The organism is Enterococcus moraviensis ATCC BAA-383 (assembly GCF_000407445.1).
GTDB classification, from domain to species: domain Bacteria; phylum Bacillota; class Bacilli; order Lactobacillales; family Enterococcaceae; genus Enterococcus_L; species Enterococcus_L moraviensis.
In genome coordinates, this window is the sequence record NZ_ASWB01000003.1 from 556,070 (window position 1) to 574,659 (window position 18,590).

An 18,590-nucleotide genomic window follows, 5' to 3' on the forward strand; every position below is an offset into this window, starting at 1 on the left:
ATGACTGATTTACTAACATTAGGGAAACAAGCCAAGGAAACAGCCTACAAATTAGGCTTAATGGACACAAAAACAAAAAATGATTTATTGCAATGTATGGCAGATGAACTAGAGAAAAATACAGATGACATCTTAGCCGAAAATCAAAAAGATTTAGCGAAAGCCACAGAAAATGGAATTACCGACACTATGCTTGATCGCTTGCGTTTAACAGACGAACGAATCAAGGACATGGCTGATGGAATTCGCCAAGTCGCAACATTGCCTGATCCAATCGGTGAAGTCGACAAAATGTGGAAAAACGAAGATGGCTTGATGATCGGCAAACAACGTGTCCCTCTTGGTGTTATTGGTATCATTTATGAATCCCGCCCAAACGTGACGACTGATGCTGCAAGCTTATGCTTTAAAACAGGGAATGCAGTGATTTTACGTGGCGGCAAAGAAGCGTTTCATTCAAATCAAATTCTAGTAACTGTTTTACAACAAGCTTTAAAACAAAAAGGAGCCTCACCTTTTGCAATTCAATTCGTTGACGATACTTCTAGAGAAACAGCACAACAATTAATGAAATTAAATGACTATTTAGATGTTTTGATTCCACGCGGTGGTGCGAATTTGATCAAAACAGTTTTAACCACTGCAACTGTTCCCGTAATCGAAACGGGCACTGGAAATTGTCATGTTTATATCGATAAAGACGCCCAATTAGAGATGGCAACCAATATCATCGTCAATGCAAAATGCCAACGACCTTCAGTTTGTAATTCGGCTGAAACCTTGTTGATCCATCAAGACGTAGCGCAGGATTATCTACCTGTTATCGAAAAAGCATTAAACGAATACAATGTAGAGTTACGAGCTGATGAACGGGCACTCGCTATTTTTGAGCACTCGATGGCAGCAACTCAAGAAGATTGGGAAACTGAATTCAATGATTACATCTTAGCTGTTAAAGTAGTCGATTCTTTGGATGAGGCAATACAACATATCAATCGCTACAATACAAAACATTCTGAAAGCATCATCAGCGATAACTACTTTGCTACGCAACAATTTTTACAACAAGTGGATGCAGCGGCCGTTTACGCGAATGCCTCCACACGATTTACAGATGGTTTTGTTTTTGGTTTTGGTGCGGAAATTGGCATCAGCACACAGAAATTACATGCACGCGGTCCGATGGGCTTAGCAGAACTTACGTCGACGAAATATATTGTTTATGGAGATGGGCAATATCGGAAATAAAACGAAGCCACAACCATTCTAAAATCGTTAGGAGGGCTTTCATGAAACGCGACGGACACACGCACACAGAATTTTGTCCACATGGAAAAGTCGAAGACACTGAATTATTGATTCAAAAGGCGATTCGCCTTGGTTTTAAAGAATACAGTATTACAGAGCACGCCCCTTTACCAACAGGGATAGAAAAATTGGCAGCAGGCGATCCAAAAGTGTGGACAACAGCCTCAATGGCTTTAAATGATGTGGATAACTATTTCAAAAGAATGAATGATTTACGAAAAAAGTATGCTTCTGACATTCTTATTCACATTGGATTTGAATTGGATTATTTTTCAGCATTTGAAGGATGGACTCGTGACTTTTTAGCTGAATATGGGCCACAAACAGACGATGGGATTCTATCTGTTCACTTTCTTGAGGGGAAAGATGGATTACGTGGCATCGACTATTCTTTTGAAGAATATAAGACAGGTATCGTGGATTACTTAGATAGCTTTGAAAAAGCTCAAAAACTGTACTACCAGAAGGTTTTAGCTTCTTTAGAAGCTGATCTTGGTCCGTTTAAACCTACTCGTTTAGGACATATCTCCTTATGCCAAAAATTCGAGCGTTTCTTTGAAGAACCAACGGATTATTCTTTAACGAATAAAGCACTTGTCCACAACCTTTTAACGCGGGTACAACAAGAAAAATACAGTTTGGATTTAAACACAGCTGGATTTTATAAACAGGGTTATCAACAGACTTATCCACAGGTGTGGATAACTGAATTAGCAATCAAATCAGCGATTCCTTTTGTCTATGGATCTGATACACATTCATTGGACAATGTCGGGCAAGGTTATGAAAAGATTCAGCACTGGCTTTAACACGACTACGATTCTTGAAGGCTTACTTCTTCGAATCGTAGTTTTTTTATATTTAAAATAAGCTATTATTTCGTTATTCTACTTAAATTCTATAAAATGAATTTGCGATTCTCTGTTATCCGAACTTTTGGATTTACACGACGCAACACTCTAAATTGTGGATAACAGTTAAAGCAAATTTGTTTTCCACATTATTGTTTCTGTGGATATCTTATTTTGAAAAATCGTAAATGACATTTTTTTCTAATTTAATCGTTCACGATTTTCTTTAATTTTTTCTTTATAGCAATCAATTTCTCAATGGATATGCTAAACTATATATATTCTATTTATTATGTTGTGAGGTTGATTATGAAGAAAAAAATACAAACATTTACTAAAGAAAATTGGCCGTATATGACCGCCAGCTTTTTCATTCCTTTTTTTGTAATGGTTATTATTTATTTAAGTATCGGAATTTATCCGGGCAGTAGCCGAAGTGTGATGGCGAGTGATTCTTTTTCACAGTTTTCTAACTTTCATGCTAGCTTTAATAATGTGCTCCACGGGAAACAAAGCATTTTTTATACTTGGAATGCATCGTTAGGACTCAACTATCTTTCGTTGATTTCCTATTATCTGGGTGGATTGTTCACACCTCTTGTTCTCTTTTTTAAAAATCAAAATATTCCAGATGCGCTCTATTTGATTACCTTATTAAAAATTGGTTCAGCAGGTTTGGCTTTTTGGGTGTTTGCTAAGCATACATTTAAAATACCTAAATGGGGACATGTGATGCTAAGCGTTCCGTATGCGCTGATGTCTTTTGCAACTGCGCATTCTGAAATTATTATGTGGTTAGATGCTTTTACATATCTTCCACTCGTTATCTTAGGTATTCATCGGTTGATGGATGAACGAAAACCAACGTTATTGTTTGTCAGTTATTTACTGTTATTTATTTCAAATTTCTATATGGGCTTTATGATTGGTGTCTTTTCATTTCTATACTTTATCGTCCGAATGTTGTCGAACTGGAAAGTATATAAAAAACGGATTATTCCTTATGGCATAACCTCTCTTTTAGCCGGAGGCGCTTCGATGATTTTGGTGTTACCTGCTGTTCTTGATTTACGAGCAAATGGTGAGACGCTATCTCAAGTGACGCAATTCAAAACAGAAGCAACAGCCTTTTGGGATATCGTTATGAAAAACATGATTGGTGTTTACGATACAACAAAATACGGCTCGATCCCTTTTATTTATGTAGGACTACTACCATTGATTTTCTGTGTTTTTTATTTTGTCACAAAAGAGATTCCTTTGAAAAACAAATTGTTATTTGGTAGCTTGTTCGTCATTCTAACTGCCAGTTTCTATATCACACCGTTGAATTTATTCTGGCACGGTATGCATGCACCAAATATGTTCTTGTTCCGTTACAGTTTCTTATTTTCATTCTTAGTAGTAATGCTAGCAGGTTATGGATTTGAGAAATTCAAACGAGATGATCTGGGTCTATTAGTCGCTACTACTATCATGATCATTGCAGTATTTGCTTTAGCAGAAGGAACAAAAGGCGCAACAAGTTATGATTACATCCCAATTACATCGTTTATTTTGACTGTTTTATTTTTAGCTTTGTATTTGGCAGGAATCGTTTTTTATCAATTGAAAAAGATACCGATGAATTATCTGATCATCTTGCTATTGTTGCTCGTTTCGGCAGAAGCATTTATCAACACCAACGTTATGTTGAAGGGGATTTTGGATGATTGGAATTACGCTTCTCGCAGTCTTTACTCTGAACCGTATCCTTCTATCAAAAAACTGGTTGATAAAACGAAAAAAGAAAATGACTCTTTTTATCGTTTAGAGAACTTAAATCCAGTTTCATCTAACGATAGTATCAATTATGGTTATAGCGGTGTCAGCTTATTTTCTTCTATCAGAAATCGTCATTCATCTTCTTATCTAAATGACTTAGGTTTCCGTTCTAGAGGCACTGGCCTGAATATTCGCTACCCAAATAATACCTTATTGATGGATTCTTTGGTTGGGATCAAATATAATATTTCTGAAAGTGACCCATTCAAATTTGGCTTTAACTCTATTGATAAAGCTGGGAAATTCTCATTATATGAAAACAGTAATGCTTTGCCTTTAGGCTTTTTAGCGGATAAAGATATCTATAAAGTCAAACAACCCGCCAATGATAATTTAAGCAGCCAAACTAAATTGTTCAATGCCTTATCTGAACAAAAAGAAGACTATTTCAAATTTTACCAGCCAACGATTCTCAATAAAACAAATGTCAAGATTGAGCAAAATGCTGGCTCCGTAACCTATAGAGAATTGCAAAACAACGTGTCTAAAGATATCACTTGGACTGTAGATGTACCCGCAAATACTCAAGCTTACCTTAGCCTGTTTCCGACAGATTTCGGTCAGCTAGAAAGCTCAACTGCTACAATGTCGGTAAATGGAAGCAGTCAAAAATCACAAATCAACATTACCGGTCAATATTACAATATCGGTTATTATGATGAGCCAACTACCGTTACTTTCACTGTTAGTTTCTATGGCACAACTGCGGTCAGTTTCATGGAGCCAAAAGTAGTTGGATTAGATACAAAAGCGTTCGAGCGGTCCGTTCAAGCAATCCAAGAAAAAGGTGCTGATTTGACAGCGAAAGGACGGAAAGCAGTTGGAACAGTGCATGCTGAAAAAGACCAAGTTCTTTTGACCACAATTCCGTATGATAAAGGCTGGAAAGCTTATGTGGATGGGAAAAAAGTACCCGTACAATCGTTTAAAAAGGCCTTTGTTAGTATTCCCGTAACTAAAGGTGAACATACAATTGAATTTGTTTATCTACCAGAAGGTTTTGTCCCTGGTGTGATTTTATTTATTGTCTGTATTGGTGGTTTTGTAGTTTATGTAAAAATGACCAATAAACCTAAGTTAGCATTAGTAAAACCTAAAACAAAAAAACGGAAAAGAAAATAAATAAGCATAGAATAAACGCGTTCAACATATTGGTTAAAAACTTGTTGCTTCTGCCTCTACGGTTCTCGTTTCACTCCGATCCTCGAAGCATCGAGGACCACTTGCTCCCACCATTTATTCTTATACCAGGTGTCTGGGATATGACTCGCAGAGTTATGTCCCAGACACCTTTTTTGTACAACAAATACTATCTTACTCTAAATAGGAAATCAATCACATTTCCCGATGGCTTCTAAAAACCAACGTCTAAACTCTTGCGTATTGATAGTCACACACACTCGACAATTGGTTTCTTTGCCTAAGTAGCCCTCTAAATCAACCAAAGTAGCGCCCGCAGTTAATGTCCCTTGGGTCTCAATTGCAACATAGGCTTCTTTTAATTCAAACATTTCAGGCTCTAACAAGTATGAAATCGCACACCCATCATACATCTTCAATCCAGTCTCTAAACTTCCACCACGATAATTGCGAAATAAATGGTCGATCATATTGCCAGTTTTGTTCATTTTCTGAATTTGTTTTTGTTCTTTCGTTGAAATTAACGCCTTTTCCCCAACATCCATCCCAACCATCGTCAGGGGAATATGACTTTCAAAAACAATTTTTGCGGCTTCTGGGTCCGCTGCAATATTAAATTCCGATAATACGCCATAATTGCCTCTCCCTAAAGAACCGCCCATTATTACAAGTTCTTCGATTTTCTCTACAGCTTCTGGATATACTCTAAGTAATAATGCAATATTTGTCAGTGGTCCGATCCCAACGATCGTCGTCTTTTCTTTTGACTCCATCAATACTTTATACATTTCGATCACTGCATGATTTTTCGTCAATACATCGTATTTCGCTTCGGGAAAGTCGTAGCCATCCATCCCAGTACTTCCATGAATATCACTTGCATTGATTGCTTCACGAAGCAATGGACGATCTGAACCAATCGCTACTGGAACATCTTTATTCCAAAAAGCGAGTAATTTAAGTAAGTTTTTGGTTACTTTATCTACGCTGACATTTCCAGAAACCGTTGTAAACAACTTAATATTAAGCCTCTCATCAAATAATGCAGCAGCGATCGCAACAGCATCATCGATTCCTGGATCGGTATCGATGATTATTCTTCTTGTTTTTTTCATTTTACACTTTCCTTCCTTTAAACTTTTGCTTTACTGAATAAACGATTCTCCCATGTTCATCGTTCAAGCTAAAGTTACTCCTTTTCTACAAAAAGATGGGAAACAGAAAAATACCTGTTCCCCATATCTTTTATTATTAATAGTCTAGTTGCTTCAAACGAAGCAAAAATGAGTCTTTCGTCAAACGCTTGATTCTATATAAACGCTCAATTTGTTTACGGATTTTTTTATCTTCTTTTGTAGCCGGGTCGAAGACATCCAATAACTTATTAATGCCATATTCAAATAAAATACCTGCACCAAGGCTCCCTACAGCAAAACCCAGCATATCTGTATCCTCTAATTGTCCTTTTTTAATTTCTGCTATATTTTGACTAAAATCACCTTCAACGATGATCTCATCTGTCTTCTTATCTAGCTCTGCTTCTAATTCAACTTTGGTTGTTACAGTTACTTGTTCAATCGTCATCGGAAAATTCCCCCATTTATCCCTTTTACATTTATTATACGCTTTCTTTTGCCTTTTGCTAGTGGTACTTGAGACCTATCAAAAAAAGCGAAGGGTCTGGGACATAACTCTGCGAGTCATATCCCAGACACCTGGTATAAGAATAAACGGTGGGAGCAAATGGTCCTCGATGCTTCGAGGATTGGAGTGAAACGAGAACCGTAGAGGCAGAAGCAACCTACTCGACACTATCTTATTATTCGCCAATCATCACTTCTTCTACTATTGAAGCTGCTTTTCCCTTTCCTCGTTCAATTAGTAACGCCAACTGAATAAATGCAAACAATGTATTACTTTGTTTTGAGTAAGCAAAATACCTAGATTCCCAATTCGTTACATATCGCTCTTTTTCTTTTCTTGTATCTTTGAATCCGTATGCTTGATCACCATATTTATAGAAAATATTGATCAAACGTTCATTCAAAAATGAATATTTCGTTTCACCAACATTAGACAATGGCGCTGTCCCCAAATCAATCGAAGTGTAGCCACGATTTTGATACTCTGCTATAAAATGTGTTAATAAAAAATCCGTAACATGCTCAGGTGCTTTGTCAGAATAACGCAGTAAATCATAAGACATTCTCTGGTTTTGAACAATTGGTTTTGCTGTAATAAACCCAATCACTTCATGATCTACATTACGCAAAATACCAATATCACTTAACGCTAGATATTCTTTATTAAAACAACCACCCACAAAATTCCGTTCTCGTTGAGACCCTAACCATTCTTCTGATACACGGGCCAACGACTGAAACAACTCATCTGAAACAGGTTCATGATACATTGTAAAGGTGTAACCCAAATTGCTTAAATGTTTTAATTCCATACTATTCGTAGCGAAAGAAATTGGTGTCGCATCCATACGAGTAAAATCAACGATTCCTTCTTCTCCAACTTTCATAAAGTTGAATCCTAAATCATGTAAAACCATCGTATAGGCTTCACTAATTCGATAAAAAGCAGCTTGATAGCCTAATAAATCTGCTGCATCCATAAATGCTAACGTGGCTTCTGCCCATTTATCTTTATTCCCAATCGGATCAGCTAATAAAAAGCATTTATTTGCCTTGATTTGATAAGCAAACAAAACCTCATCCACATCGTTTTCTTGATAATAATAATAAGAATAATTTTTTAAATACAAGAGCTGACTACTTTGTGTCCCACCGTAATTGGCAATCAATGCTGTCAAACGTGGTTCTTGATACGTTTCACCTAATTGTTTAGAGGTATCTGCTAAGTATTGATACAGTGTAATCAGACCAATCATTGAAATACCCAATCCTAGTAAGCCGGAGAACCACACATCATCCGATGGAAACAGTAAAAACATATGCGGGAGCGGCCCCGTTTTATCTGGATGCGAGCTATAATAGCCAGCAACCGCATAAATAATAAATAGGAAACTAAATAAAACACCGTCGACAGCTAACGCTCCCCAAGAATAAACAAATTTTTCTCGATAAAATTCTTTTCTAGCTAAAAAAACGGCTGAAAGAATCACAAGATACACCAAAATCAACTGCCATGAAGCTGTCCTAGAAATAGTATTCAAAATACCAAAAATCATTAAACCAATGGTTGGCCAATAAGCCTTTTTTACTTTCATTGAAATTCCTCTAGCCAGTCCTAGTAGTAAAAATCCAATCAGCATATTAAATGTTTGATCTAAAAAGTCAAAAGAAAACGGCAATAGAAATTTAAACAATCGACTAACATTCGATAAATTCGTGATCGTAGACAGTAAAACCATCATGATACCCGCAAAATAAAGAGCTGCCACTAAAATAAAATGAGCCACTTTTTGTGAAAACATTCGCGGTAGATTATCAAGAAAGCGATTGATCTTGATACCTGTTTGATGAATAAATAAAATAATTCCAGTAATAAATGGTAGCACATAATAAAATAAACGATAATAGATCAGCCAAACAACAGCTGTGGATTGTCCCACACCTAGCTGAGACAAGCCTAAAATCATCAATACATCAAACGTTCCCATACCACCTGGCACCATCGTCAACATTCCAATCAACGTCGCAATCACAAACATTGGATAAACAGAAAGTAGCGATACATCGACTTTCATCAACGCCCCAACACTTAAAAAGACAAACATCGCACCTAACCATTGACCGAGTGACGCCCCAAACAAAAGAAAAATACCTCTTGGGAAAAAATCTTTAAACAGTGTATATTTTTTTAATTGTGTAAATAATAATAACGCTGGTGCAATCAAACTACCTGCAAGCAACCAAACCCAATACTCTCGAAATAAGCTATCTGGTCGAATAAAAAAGACATCAATAAAGGCAATAAAAGACAATATAGACAACCCAGAGATCATGAATAAAGCAACTTTTGAAACGGTCGCAACTACTTTTTTACGTGGTACATCTTTGCCATAGAAATTTGCTCGCAATGTGGCCCCGACGACACCACCAAAACCTGCAAGATTATTGATCGTATTTGTCACCCACGCGGAAACAAACCAATCCCAACGATTCATTTTAGCTTTACCTTGTTCTTCAAGCACTCTTACCACAACCAAGTCATACAAAATCATCGGAAGCACACCAATCAAACCTGCTAAAACCATTCCAATTATTCTAAAACGATTCTGTTGTCCCATGGTGTGAAAGACATCTTGCCAAGTCATGCCTTGTACGATATGGGTCACTTGGTTTGCTACGAAAATCAAAACAGAACCGAGAAATATCAATTTCAATAATAAATTGTGTTCTTTCATCCAGTGAATTAATTGGTTTATTTTACTTTTCATTCGCTCACCACCTTTATCCTTTTTTAGAGTTTTCTTTTATATGTTAGCGTATAACGGATTATTTTTCCAGTTTTGCTTGTAAGATCGCTTGTTTTCTATAAAAAAAGGGACCCCTTTGAAATGAAAGGACCCGTCTTCGACTATTGTTTCATGAAATTTTATTGGTTGAAATTGGTTTTGCCTTTACACATCAAGCAACATCTAAAACTTATCCAAGCTTTCGCTTTGTTTTTTAAAGGCTTTTTTTACTTTTTTTCCGAATTGTCCTTTAACAGAATTGCCCATACTCTCTGATACGGTTGCCATATTTGTTTTAAGTTCGGACAGCTTTGTTTCTCCAGTTTGTTTCGCATTTTGTTTATTAGTTTGTATTTTCTGGTTCATAGAATGACCGATTGCTGAAGCAATGGCTTCTTTCTGTGCAGTTTTTTTTAGATCCTTTGTTACATCGTCTAACATCAAAAATCACTCTCTTTCTTTTCTAATTTCTAATCAGATAATGTACGAATATCACGATAGTAAGTATCATCTAATTCTTCTACTTTTCGCTCAATCTGCTTTCTATCCTGTTGTGCCGCTTCATAGACTTCTTCTTTCAGTCTATCCAATTTATGTACAGCTTGTATAATAAATTCTTGATCTGGAACGTAGTCTTTTAAATAATAGTGTGTCCGATCTGCAATTTCTTCTACAGCACGTATTCCCTGGTCTCTTTGAAAAAGAATATCCTCTTCTTTTTCTTCAAATTGACGTTTTTTCTTTAGGTAATCTATTTTTATTGCTTCTTGTTGATCCAACTGAATACTCCTTCCTCTAAAAAAGTTGACTGGATAACTCTTTATCACTTTGAACAAGTTTATCAATCCCCGCTTTAATTTCAGAAACAAGGCTATCAAAGCTTTCACCTAGCTGTTTTGCTTTCGCTATTTGTTCTTCATAAAAGGTTGTAGGTTCTGTAACAATACTGGCTTCTGTTGCTCCAACTGAAGCCAATGCATCCATTATTTCAGAGTCATTCAGTTCTGTTCCGATTGAACGAGCAAGTTGGAGTCCTTCTGTCCAAACTTCATTTGCCTCTGTAATCGCATCTTGATAGATCATGATTACGTCAATTAATCCGTCTTTCATTGTCTGCGAGGCGGTTGTCACAGCCAATAAAGCTTCACTGTTATCTAAATAGATTTCTTCATTCTTTGATAAGCCACCACCACTGGATTTTAGTTTTTTTCTCAATTTTTTTAGTTCTGAAAGATCAAGTATCTTATAAGCTCCATATAGTTTTAAATACTCTTTTACGCGAGCTTTGGCTTCCGCATCGTCTCCCGTCCAGAATTTTTTATCCCCATTTTTTTTCGCCCAATTTTTGGCAGCTAGTTCTACTTGCGCTTTGGTCATGCCAGGAGCAAAGATACCATCTTTTGCTAAACGATCTAAATTTAATGTGTCCCCGTCAAAGTATTTAGCAAGGGTGTTGTGTCCATTGAACCCTATTCCTTCAATACGTGACACAGTTCCATACATATGATCACGTCCTGAAAGATTCGCCCAAGAATCATTTTGATACCGTCGCAACATTTCAGGATTATTTTTTAGCCATTTCTGTTGATCATCTGTGAGCGTTCCAAACTGATCTCGTCCCCAGTCATCAAAACTTGTTGTTTGAAAGCCCATTTCTTTACCATGTTCTGCGGCCATTTTCATCATATAGCCACCAGATTGGCTAAAGCCAGCAACGTCCGTAATCGACCCGTTATGTTTCGCTATTTTATCTTGTGTTTTGTTTAAAAAAGCTTGTGCCCCCTCATATTCCCCTGAAAGACCACCGGTAGCAGCTCCTCCTGCAGTAATATAACCGTTGGTTCCTGTTTCCTTATGTGTGTTGGTTCCAGCATAAACAACAGCTACATTGTTATAGTCAGGTTTCCCATTGACTATTGGGGCAATAGCCATTGCATTTAGTTGGCTATCTTCATCACTAGCTACTTTGTTTATGATTTGGTAATCTTGTTTACCATGTTCAACCTTTAAACTAAGTGTGTCTCCAATTTTTTTATCTTGAACAGTTTTTTTGTTTTATCTATTGCTTTAGCCAAGACTTCTGTTGTAATTTCAATACTCATAGCCTATCTCCCTTCTTAATAAGTCAATTCAATAAGTCAATTCATGAATATCTAAATTTAAAATAATTTGAGCATTGGGGCTACCTTTGTCAGATTTTTTTATCTTTTTAAATCTAAGCTTATCTTTTTCACTCAATTCTCTAGTGGAATTTCCTATCTCCATTTCAACGGTTGACTCCAAATTACTAGGATTCATGTAATCTGTTAAAACGTATTTTTTTAAATTCTGATCATACTCCATCTCCTCAGTTAGAGTAAAATCCATAGTGAAAAATTTATCACTAGAAACAAAAACTTTGACATCACTAACCACATAATTCCCCAAAATAGACCCACCAAAAACAGGAGAACTTCGCCATTCTACACCTACACCTTGCCACTCAATTTTTTCAATACCTTCATAATTTTTAACCAAATAATCTGTTACATAGTTTTGAATGAGTTCAATCCCATCTTGATAGCTTTTTTCTACAGCTTTCTTATCCATATATTTTTTTCCTCCTATACATATAATGAAGAGCAGAACCATTCCTAGTAATGTTGCTAAAATCCATTTCTTTTTCATTTCTTCACCACCTAAATTAATGCCCTGTTCTTATGTAAGAATAACAATACGATTGACATATAGCAATCTTTTCTGTACATCCCTTTCTTGACTGTCTATGTAACTTATTTTCTTCTATCTTATTATATCCGTTGCTTCCAGCATAGACGACGGCTACATTATTATAATCAGGTACCATTGACTATCGGAGCGATAGCCATTGCGTTTAGTTGGCTATCTTCATCACTGGCTGCTTTGTTTATGATTTGGTAGTCTTGTTTCTTATTTGATATATCTAATCTAAGTTTACTGCCAATATTTTTATTTTGAACAGTATCTTTTGTCTCATCAATTGCTTTAGCTAAAACTTCTGTTGTAATTTCATTATTCACAGACTATTCCCTCCTAATATTCTAGCTCATGAATTTCCAGATTATAAATAATTTTAGCCTTAGGGCTACCTTCTCTAGATTTTTTTATTTTTTTAGAACCTAATTGATCTAGCTTGTCTCCTATATTAAAATTTCCAACAGCATTCTCTATCTCTAATTCAAGGAGAGAATCTATATTATTAGGATTCAAAGAATGCTTTAGAATATATTTGTTTAAATCACCATCATATTCTGCTTCGTCAGTTAATGTGAACCGTACAGTAAAGAATTTATCTGAAGAAACAAATATTTTAGCTTTACTATTCACGTAATTTCCTAAAATAGAACTTCCCAAAATAGGTGAACTACGCCATTCAACTCCTACACCTTGCCACTCAATTTTTTCAATGCTTTCATAGTTTTTGACTAAATAATCGGTTACATAATTTTGTATCAGTTCAATCCCATCTTGATAACTTTTTTCTACTGCTTTTTTATCCATATATTTTTTTCCTATAAATAAAAGAATGAGTACTATCATTCCTGTTATTATTGCTAAAATTAGTTTTCGTTTCACTGTTTCACCGCCTATTTAATACTATATTCTTATTAAGAATATCAACACTATAAACATATAGCCAATGTTTTTCTCGCTTCCATTTACTTATGTCATAAAAGTTTTTTTCAATTAATTTAAAAAAACAGACTGAGATATAACTCTGAAAGTTATATCTCAGTCTCTTGAAATCAGAATAAACAGCAGAAGTAATCGTAACTTCTTTTATCTTCGCTATACTTTTTACAAGCCACGACCAATTGCAGAAGAAATATTTTGATCCGTTTCTTCCACGATGTTTGCAACTTCGTTTAATTGCTTGTTAATTTGCTCCAGTAGTTCAGCAAATTCAGATACTTTTGGCTTTAATGCAGTGAATTGATCATTAAAGCTATCAAATCCTGATCCTTCCCAATTACCTTGAATAGTGTCTTGTTCAGATTGTAGTTTTTGTAAAATGTCATTTACTTGATTTGATCCATCCGTGTATTTTGTAGCAGACGTGCGTAGTTCTTGTGGGGATAATTTAATGCGATCTCCAGCCATGTTTAATTGCTCCTTTTCTAATTAAGTATTTACTATATAATCTTAGCACAAAAAGAAATTTATTTTTATCAATTTATTAACAAAAACTCTATATTTCTGATAAAAACTATCTTATTGATTTAATCGATTGTGCTTCAAATCAACGAATGGATATCTTGTTATCCTTACAGTGAAATAGTAAGGTGGAAATCCAACCCTCTCTTGAAATAAACAAAAAAGCCAAAAGAAGACGATCCTTTGGCTTTTCAATCGATATAGAATTCAAGTTATTATGGACTAGCCTTGTTCTATTTACGTAATAGACACGTTGATTCACTTTATTTTGACTTCGATGGAACCATTATAATTACTTATGATTTTTATACTCAGTTCCGATTTTGTCTGCCACAATAATCGCTGCTTTGACTTGATCCACAGTAATTGGAAATGGCATTGAATGAATCGATTCTTCTGGGATGCATGATTTTTCAGCAACTTCTATCAGTTCAGCATCTGAAATTTCTTTCACACCTAAATCCGCCAAGCATACTGGTAAACCGATCGATAAAGCAAAATCTAATACTTCATATAATTCAGCTTTCGGCGCATTTTCTAAAACTAACTGGCAAATTGTACTAAATGCTACTTTTTCACCGTGAGTTGCCCCATGTGCATCATGTAAAACCGTCAAACCATCATGAATTGCATGGATTGCAGCCAGACCCGCACTTTCAAACCCTAATCCCGAAAGTAAGATATTGGCTTCAATGATGTTTTCCAATGCAGGAGTTACCACATTATTATCTGAAGCTTCTTTGGCTTTTAACCCATCTTCTAGAATTGTTTCATAACATAATTTAGCTAAGGCCAACGCTGTATTTGTTCCTTTCGCTGGTGGACAGACACCTTCTCGTGCGCCACAAGGCAATCCAGCATTGACATTAGAATATGAATTATGGGTTGCTCTTGCTTCAAAATAAGTAGATAACGCATCGCCCATACCAGAAACCAAGAAACGTGTTGGCGCATTTGCAATTACCACTGTATCAATCAACACCACACTTGGACTTTGCACAAAATAAGCATAATCATCAAATTGACCATCTTCTGTATAAAGCACTGCTGAGTGACTGGTTGGCGCATCTGTCGCAACGATTGTAGGTACAATGATCAAGTTATGCCCTTCTGCCACACATTTTGCGGTATCGATCGCTTTACCGCCGCCAAGACCGATTACACAATCACATTCATTTTCTTCCGCCACTTTTTGCAAACGAGCCACTTCAATTCGAGAGGCTTCTCCGTGGAAATTACTTTCTACAAAAGAAATATTAAAGGTTTCAGCCGTTTTATCTAATTTGTCTTTTACACGACTCACATCATCAGCATGGGCAATCAACAAAGCTTTCTTGCCAAATGTTGTCACAAAGTAACCTAAATTCAATAACTCATCTTCACCTTGAACGTATTTCGTTGGACTAATAAACGCTTTTCTCATGTGTACAAACTCCTATCCTAATCTTATTTTATTTTTAAAGGCGCTAATTGCTCCTTTATGACATCGATCGCTGTATCTACCTGCAGTAACGCAGCTGCTGTATAAGCGCTTTCTACTAAAGCCGTATCAAACAATAACACTTCTTTTTCCGTCATATCAATTGCCATTTCTAAATTCATTTTGGCACTACCTAAATCATAAAACGCAAATAATGTGTCACCCGAATTTTTCTCAAAGGCTTCCATGATTTTTTCAAAAGAAGTACCGACTGCACCATCTTCTAACCCAGCAGCAACAGTTATCGGAACATCTTTTGCGACCTCTTTGATCAAACGGTCAACACCTTCGCCTATTTCCTTAACGTGGGATACGATCACTACACCATTACGCATCAAAGACACCTGCTTCCATCAACGATTGAAAGAAATACAGACTAGACATTGCGCCAGGATCAATGTGGCCGATTGAGCGTTCACCAACATAAGACGCACGTCCTTTAGTCGCAGTAATCTCTTTTGTCGCTTCTACAGCAGACTCTAGTGAGCCATCTGTCAACGTTCCATTTTTAATTGCTTCGATTGCTGGTGCCCATTCATCTAACATCGTTTTTTCCCCAGGTTTGCTATTTCCACGTTTTTCAATTCCTGCTAAGCCAGCTTCTAAAATAGGTAATACCTCTGAAGTTGTTGCAGCAGCTTTAGCCATTTCCATCATAGCTGTGCCATAAAGTGGACCTGAAGCTCCGCCGACTTTACTGATCAAAGCCATTGCAGTAAGCTTGAAGACATCTTGCACTGTTTGAGGCTCTTTACTTTGCAAACTTTCACTCACAGCTTCCATACCACGTGCCATATTATTTCCATGGTCACCATCACCGATTGGCGTATCCAACTCACTTAGGTAATCTTTGTTTTTATCGATTTTTTCTTTAAATAGTTGTAATGATTTTTTTAGATTATCTACTGTAAACATTAAAGTCCCCTCCGTTTTTCAAATTATACGTAACAATGCTCAATCTAGATTGACCTTTACCAAGCAACTGTATCAACGTCTTCATTCAGCGCTGCTACCCAATCCTCTTCTACTTTCAATAACGTGACAGAAATTCCGTCCATTTCCAATGAAGTCATATAATTGCCAACTTTTGAAAATGAAACCTTCACACCTTCAACATCTAACAAACTCATTACATCATCATAAAAAATGTATTGTTCCATCAAGGGCGTCCCACCTAAACCATTCACTAAAATAGCGAATTGATCTCCTTTACTCCATTGAAATGCTGCTGCTAATTTAGAAATCAATTCTTCTGCCATCTCCTTAGATGGTCTAATTTTTTCTCGTTTATACCCAGGTTCACCATGAATACCAACACCAAACTCAATTTCATCATCTGCTAATACAAATCCCGGCTTTCCTACTTCAGGAACCGTTGCGCCTGTCAAAGCAACCCCGATTGTTTTTAGATTCTTAACCACGCGTTCTCCTAATGCAACTAATTCTTCTACTGATGCACCATTACGCGCTGCTGCGCCTAGAATCTTATGAACTAAAACAGTACCTGCTACCCCTCGTTTTCCTTGAGTATATGTGCTGTCTTCAACTGCGATATCATCATCTACAACCACTGTGCCCACTTTGATATCTTCCATTTCAGCTAAATCTTTTGCCATATCAAAGTTCATAATATCCCCAGAATAGTTTTTTACAACCATCACAACACCTTGCCCTTGATCGACCGCTTTGATTCCTTCAAAAATTTGATCAGGAGTTGGTGATGTGAATACCTGACCACAAACTGCTGCCTGCAACATACCCGAGCCGACAAATCCAGCATGAGCCGGTTCATGACCACTGCCACCACCACTGATCAATGCAACTTGTTTACCAATTTCCTTTTGTTTTAAAACAAATGTTTCTGGTACTTGTTCGATTGTCTCTTGATGAGCGCGGACAAATCCCTGCACCATTTCCGGAACTACATTTTGAGCTTGATTGATAATTTTTTTCATGATATTCCCTCCTGTTTTTTCTGTTGTGGCTGAACGAGCTTGTTATGTTTTTATTTTATCTAGCTTCACAAGCTAGTCTCTCGGAAAAAAGATAAAATCTGAGTGAGGCAAAAAGCGCCACCTTCATATTTTCCTATTTTTCTGTCGGAGTTGGTCGATCCCGCTACGCTTTTCTTTGAAACACAGTAAGTACAATGAACTGATGTTGAAAGGTACAAGGTGTAGCAAAGCGAAACGTTGTTACCATCTTTGTATACGTTTACAATACTCGCATATGAAAAAAGTTGCAACGGACAAACTAGTTTATGTGTCCGCTTTCATTCCATTATCTATCCAAACTCTAGTTTTCACTCCAAAGACAGCGTATAATAGAAAACAGATAATATGAAAAAGGAGCGGAGGCTCAATGAAGCAATTGATTAATTCCAGCGGGCATATACGTCAGCAATTACTAGCTGGACTTACTTATACATATGAGGATAAATTAAATTGGCAAAAAGGAACTGGTATTGTCACTAAAAAAAAGATTGCAGAAAATAAAGTGGTCTTGCTCAGCGGCGGTGGTTGTGGCCATGAACCTGCTCACATTGGTTATATTGGAGAAAATATGTTAGATTGCGCAGTGATGGGGGCTATTTTTGAACCGCCAGCAAGTAATGAAATTCTTCAAGCAATCGAACAAACCTATAATGGACATGGAACTTTGCTGATTATTAAAAATTTTGAAAAGGATTTAGTTCGTTTCTTAGATGCTGAAAAACAAGCACAGGCAAAAGGACTATTGATTTCTCATGTCATTGTAGACGACGATTGTTCTATTGAGAGTGGCACCTTCGAAAAAAGACGCCGCGGCGTTGCGGGTACTGTTTTTGTGCATAAAATTCTTGGTGCTGCCGCTGCTGTTGGAGCGACCTTAGACGAGTTACAGACGCTAGCCAAGCAAGTAATTCCTCTAATCAAAACGTTAGGCGTGGCATTTTCACCAGCCTCTCCTATAGGAATCGTCCCTCAGCAATATGAATTAGGAGAAGACGAAATGTATTTTGGCATTGGGATTCACGGCGAACCCGGTTATCGCATCGAAACCATGCAATCTTCAGAGAGAATCGCGATTGAGCTTGTTAATAAATTAAAACAACAATACAATCGAAATGAGTTAACAAAGGCAGCTGTTTTAGTGAACGGTTTAGGCAGCACTCCTTTACTTGAACTTAGTATTTTCATGAATGACGTTCAACAATTGCTAGAAATCGAAGATATAGAAATAACGTATAAACGAATGGGTAATTTTTTGACAGCTTATAATACCAACGGCCTTTCTTTAACTTTGCTAATGCTTAAAGAGGACAAATGGTTAGACTACTTAAACGCTCCAACCGACGCTTTTGGCTGGGGATAAAAAAAGAATGAACAACAATGTCCTTTTCACT

Annotated in this window: 18 protein-coding genes; 4 read left to right on the forward strand and 14 right to left on the reverse strand. The window is 36.6% G+C overall.

Features of this window, described 5'->3' with window-relative positions:
* The 3 genes from I586_RS12710 to I586_RS12720 all read left to right on the forward strand — a co-directional run bounded on the left by I586_RS12710 (position 1) and on the right by I586_RS12720 (position 5,105).
* On the forward strand, positions 1 to 1,248 hold the full coding sequence (locus I586_RS12710) for a glutamate-5-semialdehyde dehydrogenase (RefSeq protein ID WP_010766547.1): 1,248 nt from the start codon (positions 1 to 3) through the stop codon (positions 1,246 to 1,248).
* Between the two features lie 41 nt (positions 1,249 to 1,289).
* Positions 1,290 to 2,117, forward strand: coding sequence for a histidinol-phosphatase HisJ (gene hisJ / locus I586_RS12715; protein ID WP_010766548.1), 828 nt, complete (start codon positions 1,290 to 1,292; stop codon positions 2,115 to 2,117).
* A gap of 351 nt (positions 2,118 to 2,468) precedes the next feature.
* Complete coding sequence (locus tag I586_RS12720; protein WP_010766549.1) at positions 2,469 to 5,105, forward strand: YfhO family protein; 2,637 nt, start codon at positions 2,469 to 2,471, stop codon at positions 5,103 to 5,105.
* A gap of 209 nt (positions 5,106 to 5,314) precedes the next feature.
* Here I586_RS12720 and rihC read toward each other — a convergent pair whose 3' ends face one another.
* The 14 genes from rihC to dhaK all read right to left on the reverse strand — a co-directional run bounded on the left by rihC (position 5,315) and on the right by dhaK (position 17,160).
* Positions 5,315 to 6,238, reverse strand: coding sequence for a ribonucleoside hydrolase RihC (gene rihC / locus I586_RS12725; RefSeq protein ID WP_010766550.1), 924 nt, complete (start codon positions 6,236 to 6,238; stop codon positions 5,315 to 5,317).
* A 136-nt stretch (positions 6,239 to 6,374) separates the two neighbouring features.
* Positions 6,375 to 6,707 (reverse strand): hypothetical protein, encoded by a 333-nt coding sequence (locus tag I586_RS12730; protein WP_010766551.1) that lies wholly within the window; start codon positions 6,705 to 6,707, stop codon positions 6,375 to 6,377.
* A gap of 235 nt (positions 6,708 to 6,942) precedes the next feature.
* Entirely contained in the window at positions 6,943 to 9,534 is a 2,592-nt protein-coding gene (gene mprF, locus I586_RS12735) for a bifunctional lysylphosphatidylglycerol flippase/synthetase MprF (protein WP_010766552.1), read from the reverse strand.
* Between the two features lie 201 nt (positions 9,535 to 9,735).
* Positions 9,736 to 9,993: a hypothetical protein gene (locus I586_RS12740; RefSeq protein ID WP_010766553.1), complete on the reverse strand. Its 258-nt coding sequence runs from the start codon at positions 9,991 to 9,993 to the stop codon at positions 9,736 to 9,738.
* Between the two features lie 29 nt (positions 9,994 to 10,022).
* The gene (locus I586_RS12745) at positions 10,023 to 10,331 is read right to left on the reverse strand and encodes a hypothetical protein (protein WP_010766554.1); all 309 of its coding nucleotides are present in this window, start codon (positions 10,329 to 10,331) and stop codon (positions 10,023 to 10,025) included.
* A gap of 16 nt (positions 10,332 to 10,347) precedes the next feature.
* The gene (locus I586_RS12750) at positions 10,348 to 11,484 is read right to left on the reverse strand and encodes a hypothetical protein (protein ID WP_010766555.1); all 1,137 of its coding nucleotides are present in this window, start codon (positions 11,482 to 11,484) and stop codon (positions 10,348 to 10,350) included.
* A 198-nt stretch (positions 11,485 to 11,682) separates the two neighbouring features.
* Positions 11,683 to 12,219 carry a hypothetical protein gene (locus tag I586_RS12755; protein WP_010766557.1) on the reverse strand — a complete coding sequence of 179 codons (537 nt, stop codon included), beginning with the start codon at positions 12,217 to 12,219 and terminating at the stop codon, positions 11,683 to 11,685.
* A 167-nt stretch (positions 12,220 to 12,386) separates the two neighbouring features.
* The gene (locus I586_RS12760) at positions 12,387 to 12,590 is read right to left on the reverse strand and encodes a hypothetical protein (RefSeq protein WP_010766558.1); all 204 of its coding nucleotides are present in this window, start codon (positions 12,588 to 12,590) and stop codon (positions 12,387 to 12,389) included.
* A 13-nt stretch (positions 12,591 to 12,603) separates the two neighbouring features.
* On the reverse strand, positions 12,604 to 13,146 hold the full coding sequence (locus I586_RS12765; RefSeq protein WP_010766559.1) for a hypothetical protein: 543 nt from the start codon (positions 13,144 to 13,146) through the stop codon (positions 12,604 to 12,606).
* Positions 13,147 to 13,368: 222 nt separating this feature from the next.
* Positions 13,369 to 13,671 (reverse strand): WXG100 family type VII secretion target, encoded by a 303-nt coding sequence (locus I586_RS12770; protein ID WP_010766560.1) that lies wholly within the window; start codon positions 13,669 to 13,671, stop codon positions 13,369 to 13,371.
* A gap of 346 nt (positions 13,672 to 14,017) precedes the next feature.
* Complete coding sequence (locus I586_RS12775) at positions 14,018 to 15,148, reverse strand: glycerol dehydrogenase (protein ID WP_010766561.1); 1,131 nt, start codon at positions 15,146 to 15,148, stop codon at positions 14,018 to 14,020.
* Between the two features lie 23 nt (positions 15,149 to 15,171).
* A complete protein-coding gene (gene dhaM / locus I586_RS12780) occupies positions 15,172 to 15,540 on the reverse strand; it encodes a dihydroxyacetone kinase phosphoryl donor subunit DhaM (RefSeq protein WP_010766562.1) in 369 nt (122 codons plus the stop codon).
* Entirely contained in the window at positions 15,533 to 16,120 is a 588-nt protein-coding gene (gene dhaL / locus I586_RS12785; RefSeq protein ID WP_010766563.1) for a dihydroxyacetone kinase subunit DhaL, read from the reverse strand. Before dhaL ends, dhaM begins: the two co-directional genes overlap by 8 nt.
* Positions 16,121 to 16,176: 56 nt before the next feature.
* Positions 16,177 to 17,160, reverse strand: a complete 984-nt coding sequence (gene dhaK / locus I586_RS12790; RefSeq protein ID WP_010766564.1) for a dihydroxyacetone kinase subunit DhaK — start codon at positions 17,158 to 17,160, stop codon at positions 16,177 to 16,179.
* Positions 17,161 to 17,566: 406 nt separating this feature from the next.
* Between dhaK and I586_RS12795 the strand changes: the two genes are divergently transcribed.
* Entirely contained in the window at positions 17,567 to 18,559 is a 993-nt protein-coding gene (locus I586_RS12795) for a dihydroxyacetone kinase subunit DhaK (protein ID WP_010766565.1), read from the forward strand.
* Positions 18,560 to 18,590 lie beyond the last annotated feature (31 nt).

Coding starts and splice junctions, on each gene's coding strand:
- dhaL (WP_010766563.1), bottom strand. CDS start 16,120: ATGTTTACAGTAGATAATCTAAAAAAATCATTACAACTATTTAAAGAA.
- dhaM (WP_010766562.1), bottom strand. CDS start 15,540: ATGCGTAATGGTGTAGTGATCGTATCCCACGTTAAGGAAATAGGCGAA.
- I586_RS12755 (WP_010766557.1), bottom strand. CDS start 12,219: ATGAAAAAGAAATGGATTTTAGCAACATTACTAGGAATGGTTCTGCTC.
- rihC (WP_010766550.1), bottom strand. CDS start 6,238: ATGAAAAAAACAAGAAGAATAATCATCGATACCGATCCAGGAATCGAT.
- I586_RS12740 (WP_010766553.1), bottom strand. CDS start 9,993: ATGTTAGACGATGTAACAAAGGATCTAAAAAAAACTGCACAGAAAGAA.
- dhaK (WP_010766564.1), bottom strand. CDS start 17,160: ATGAAAAAAATTATCAATCAAGCTCAAAATGTAGTTCCGGAAATGGTG.
- I586_RS12720 (WP_010766549.1), top strand. CDS start 2,469: ATGAAGAAAAAAATACAAACATTTACTAAAGAAAATTGGCCGTATATG.
- I586_RS12795 (WP_010766565.1), top strand. CDS start 17,567: ATGAAGCAATTGATTAATTCCAGCGGGCATATACGTCAGCAATTACTA.
- I586_RS12750 (WP_010766555.1), bottom strand. CDS start 11,484: ATGGCTATTGCCCCAATAGTCAATGGGAAACCTGACTATAACAATGTA.
- I586_RS12710 (WP_010766547.1), top strand. CDS start 1: ATGACTGATTTACTAACATTAGGGAAACAAGCCAAGGAAACAGCCTAC.
- mprF (WP_010766552.1), bottom strand. CDS start 9,534: ATGAAAAGTAAAATAAACCAATTAATTCACTGGATGAAAGAACACAAT.
- I586_RS12775 (WP_010766561.1), bottom strand. CDS start 15,148: ATGAGAAAAGCGTTTATTAGTCCAACGAAATACGTTCAAGGTGAAGAT.
- hisJ (WP_010766548.1), top strand. CDS start 1,290: ATGAAACGCGACGGACACACGCACACAGAATTTTGTCCACATGGAAAA.
- I586_RS12770 (WP_010766560.1), bottom strand. CDS start 13,671: ATGGCTGGAGATCGCATTAAATTATCCCCACAAGAACTACGCACGTCT.
- I586_RS12730 (WP_010766551.1), bottom strand. CDS start 6,707: ATGACGATTGAACAAGTAACTGTAACAACCAAAGTTGAATTAGAAGCA.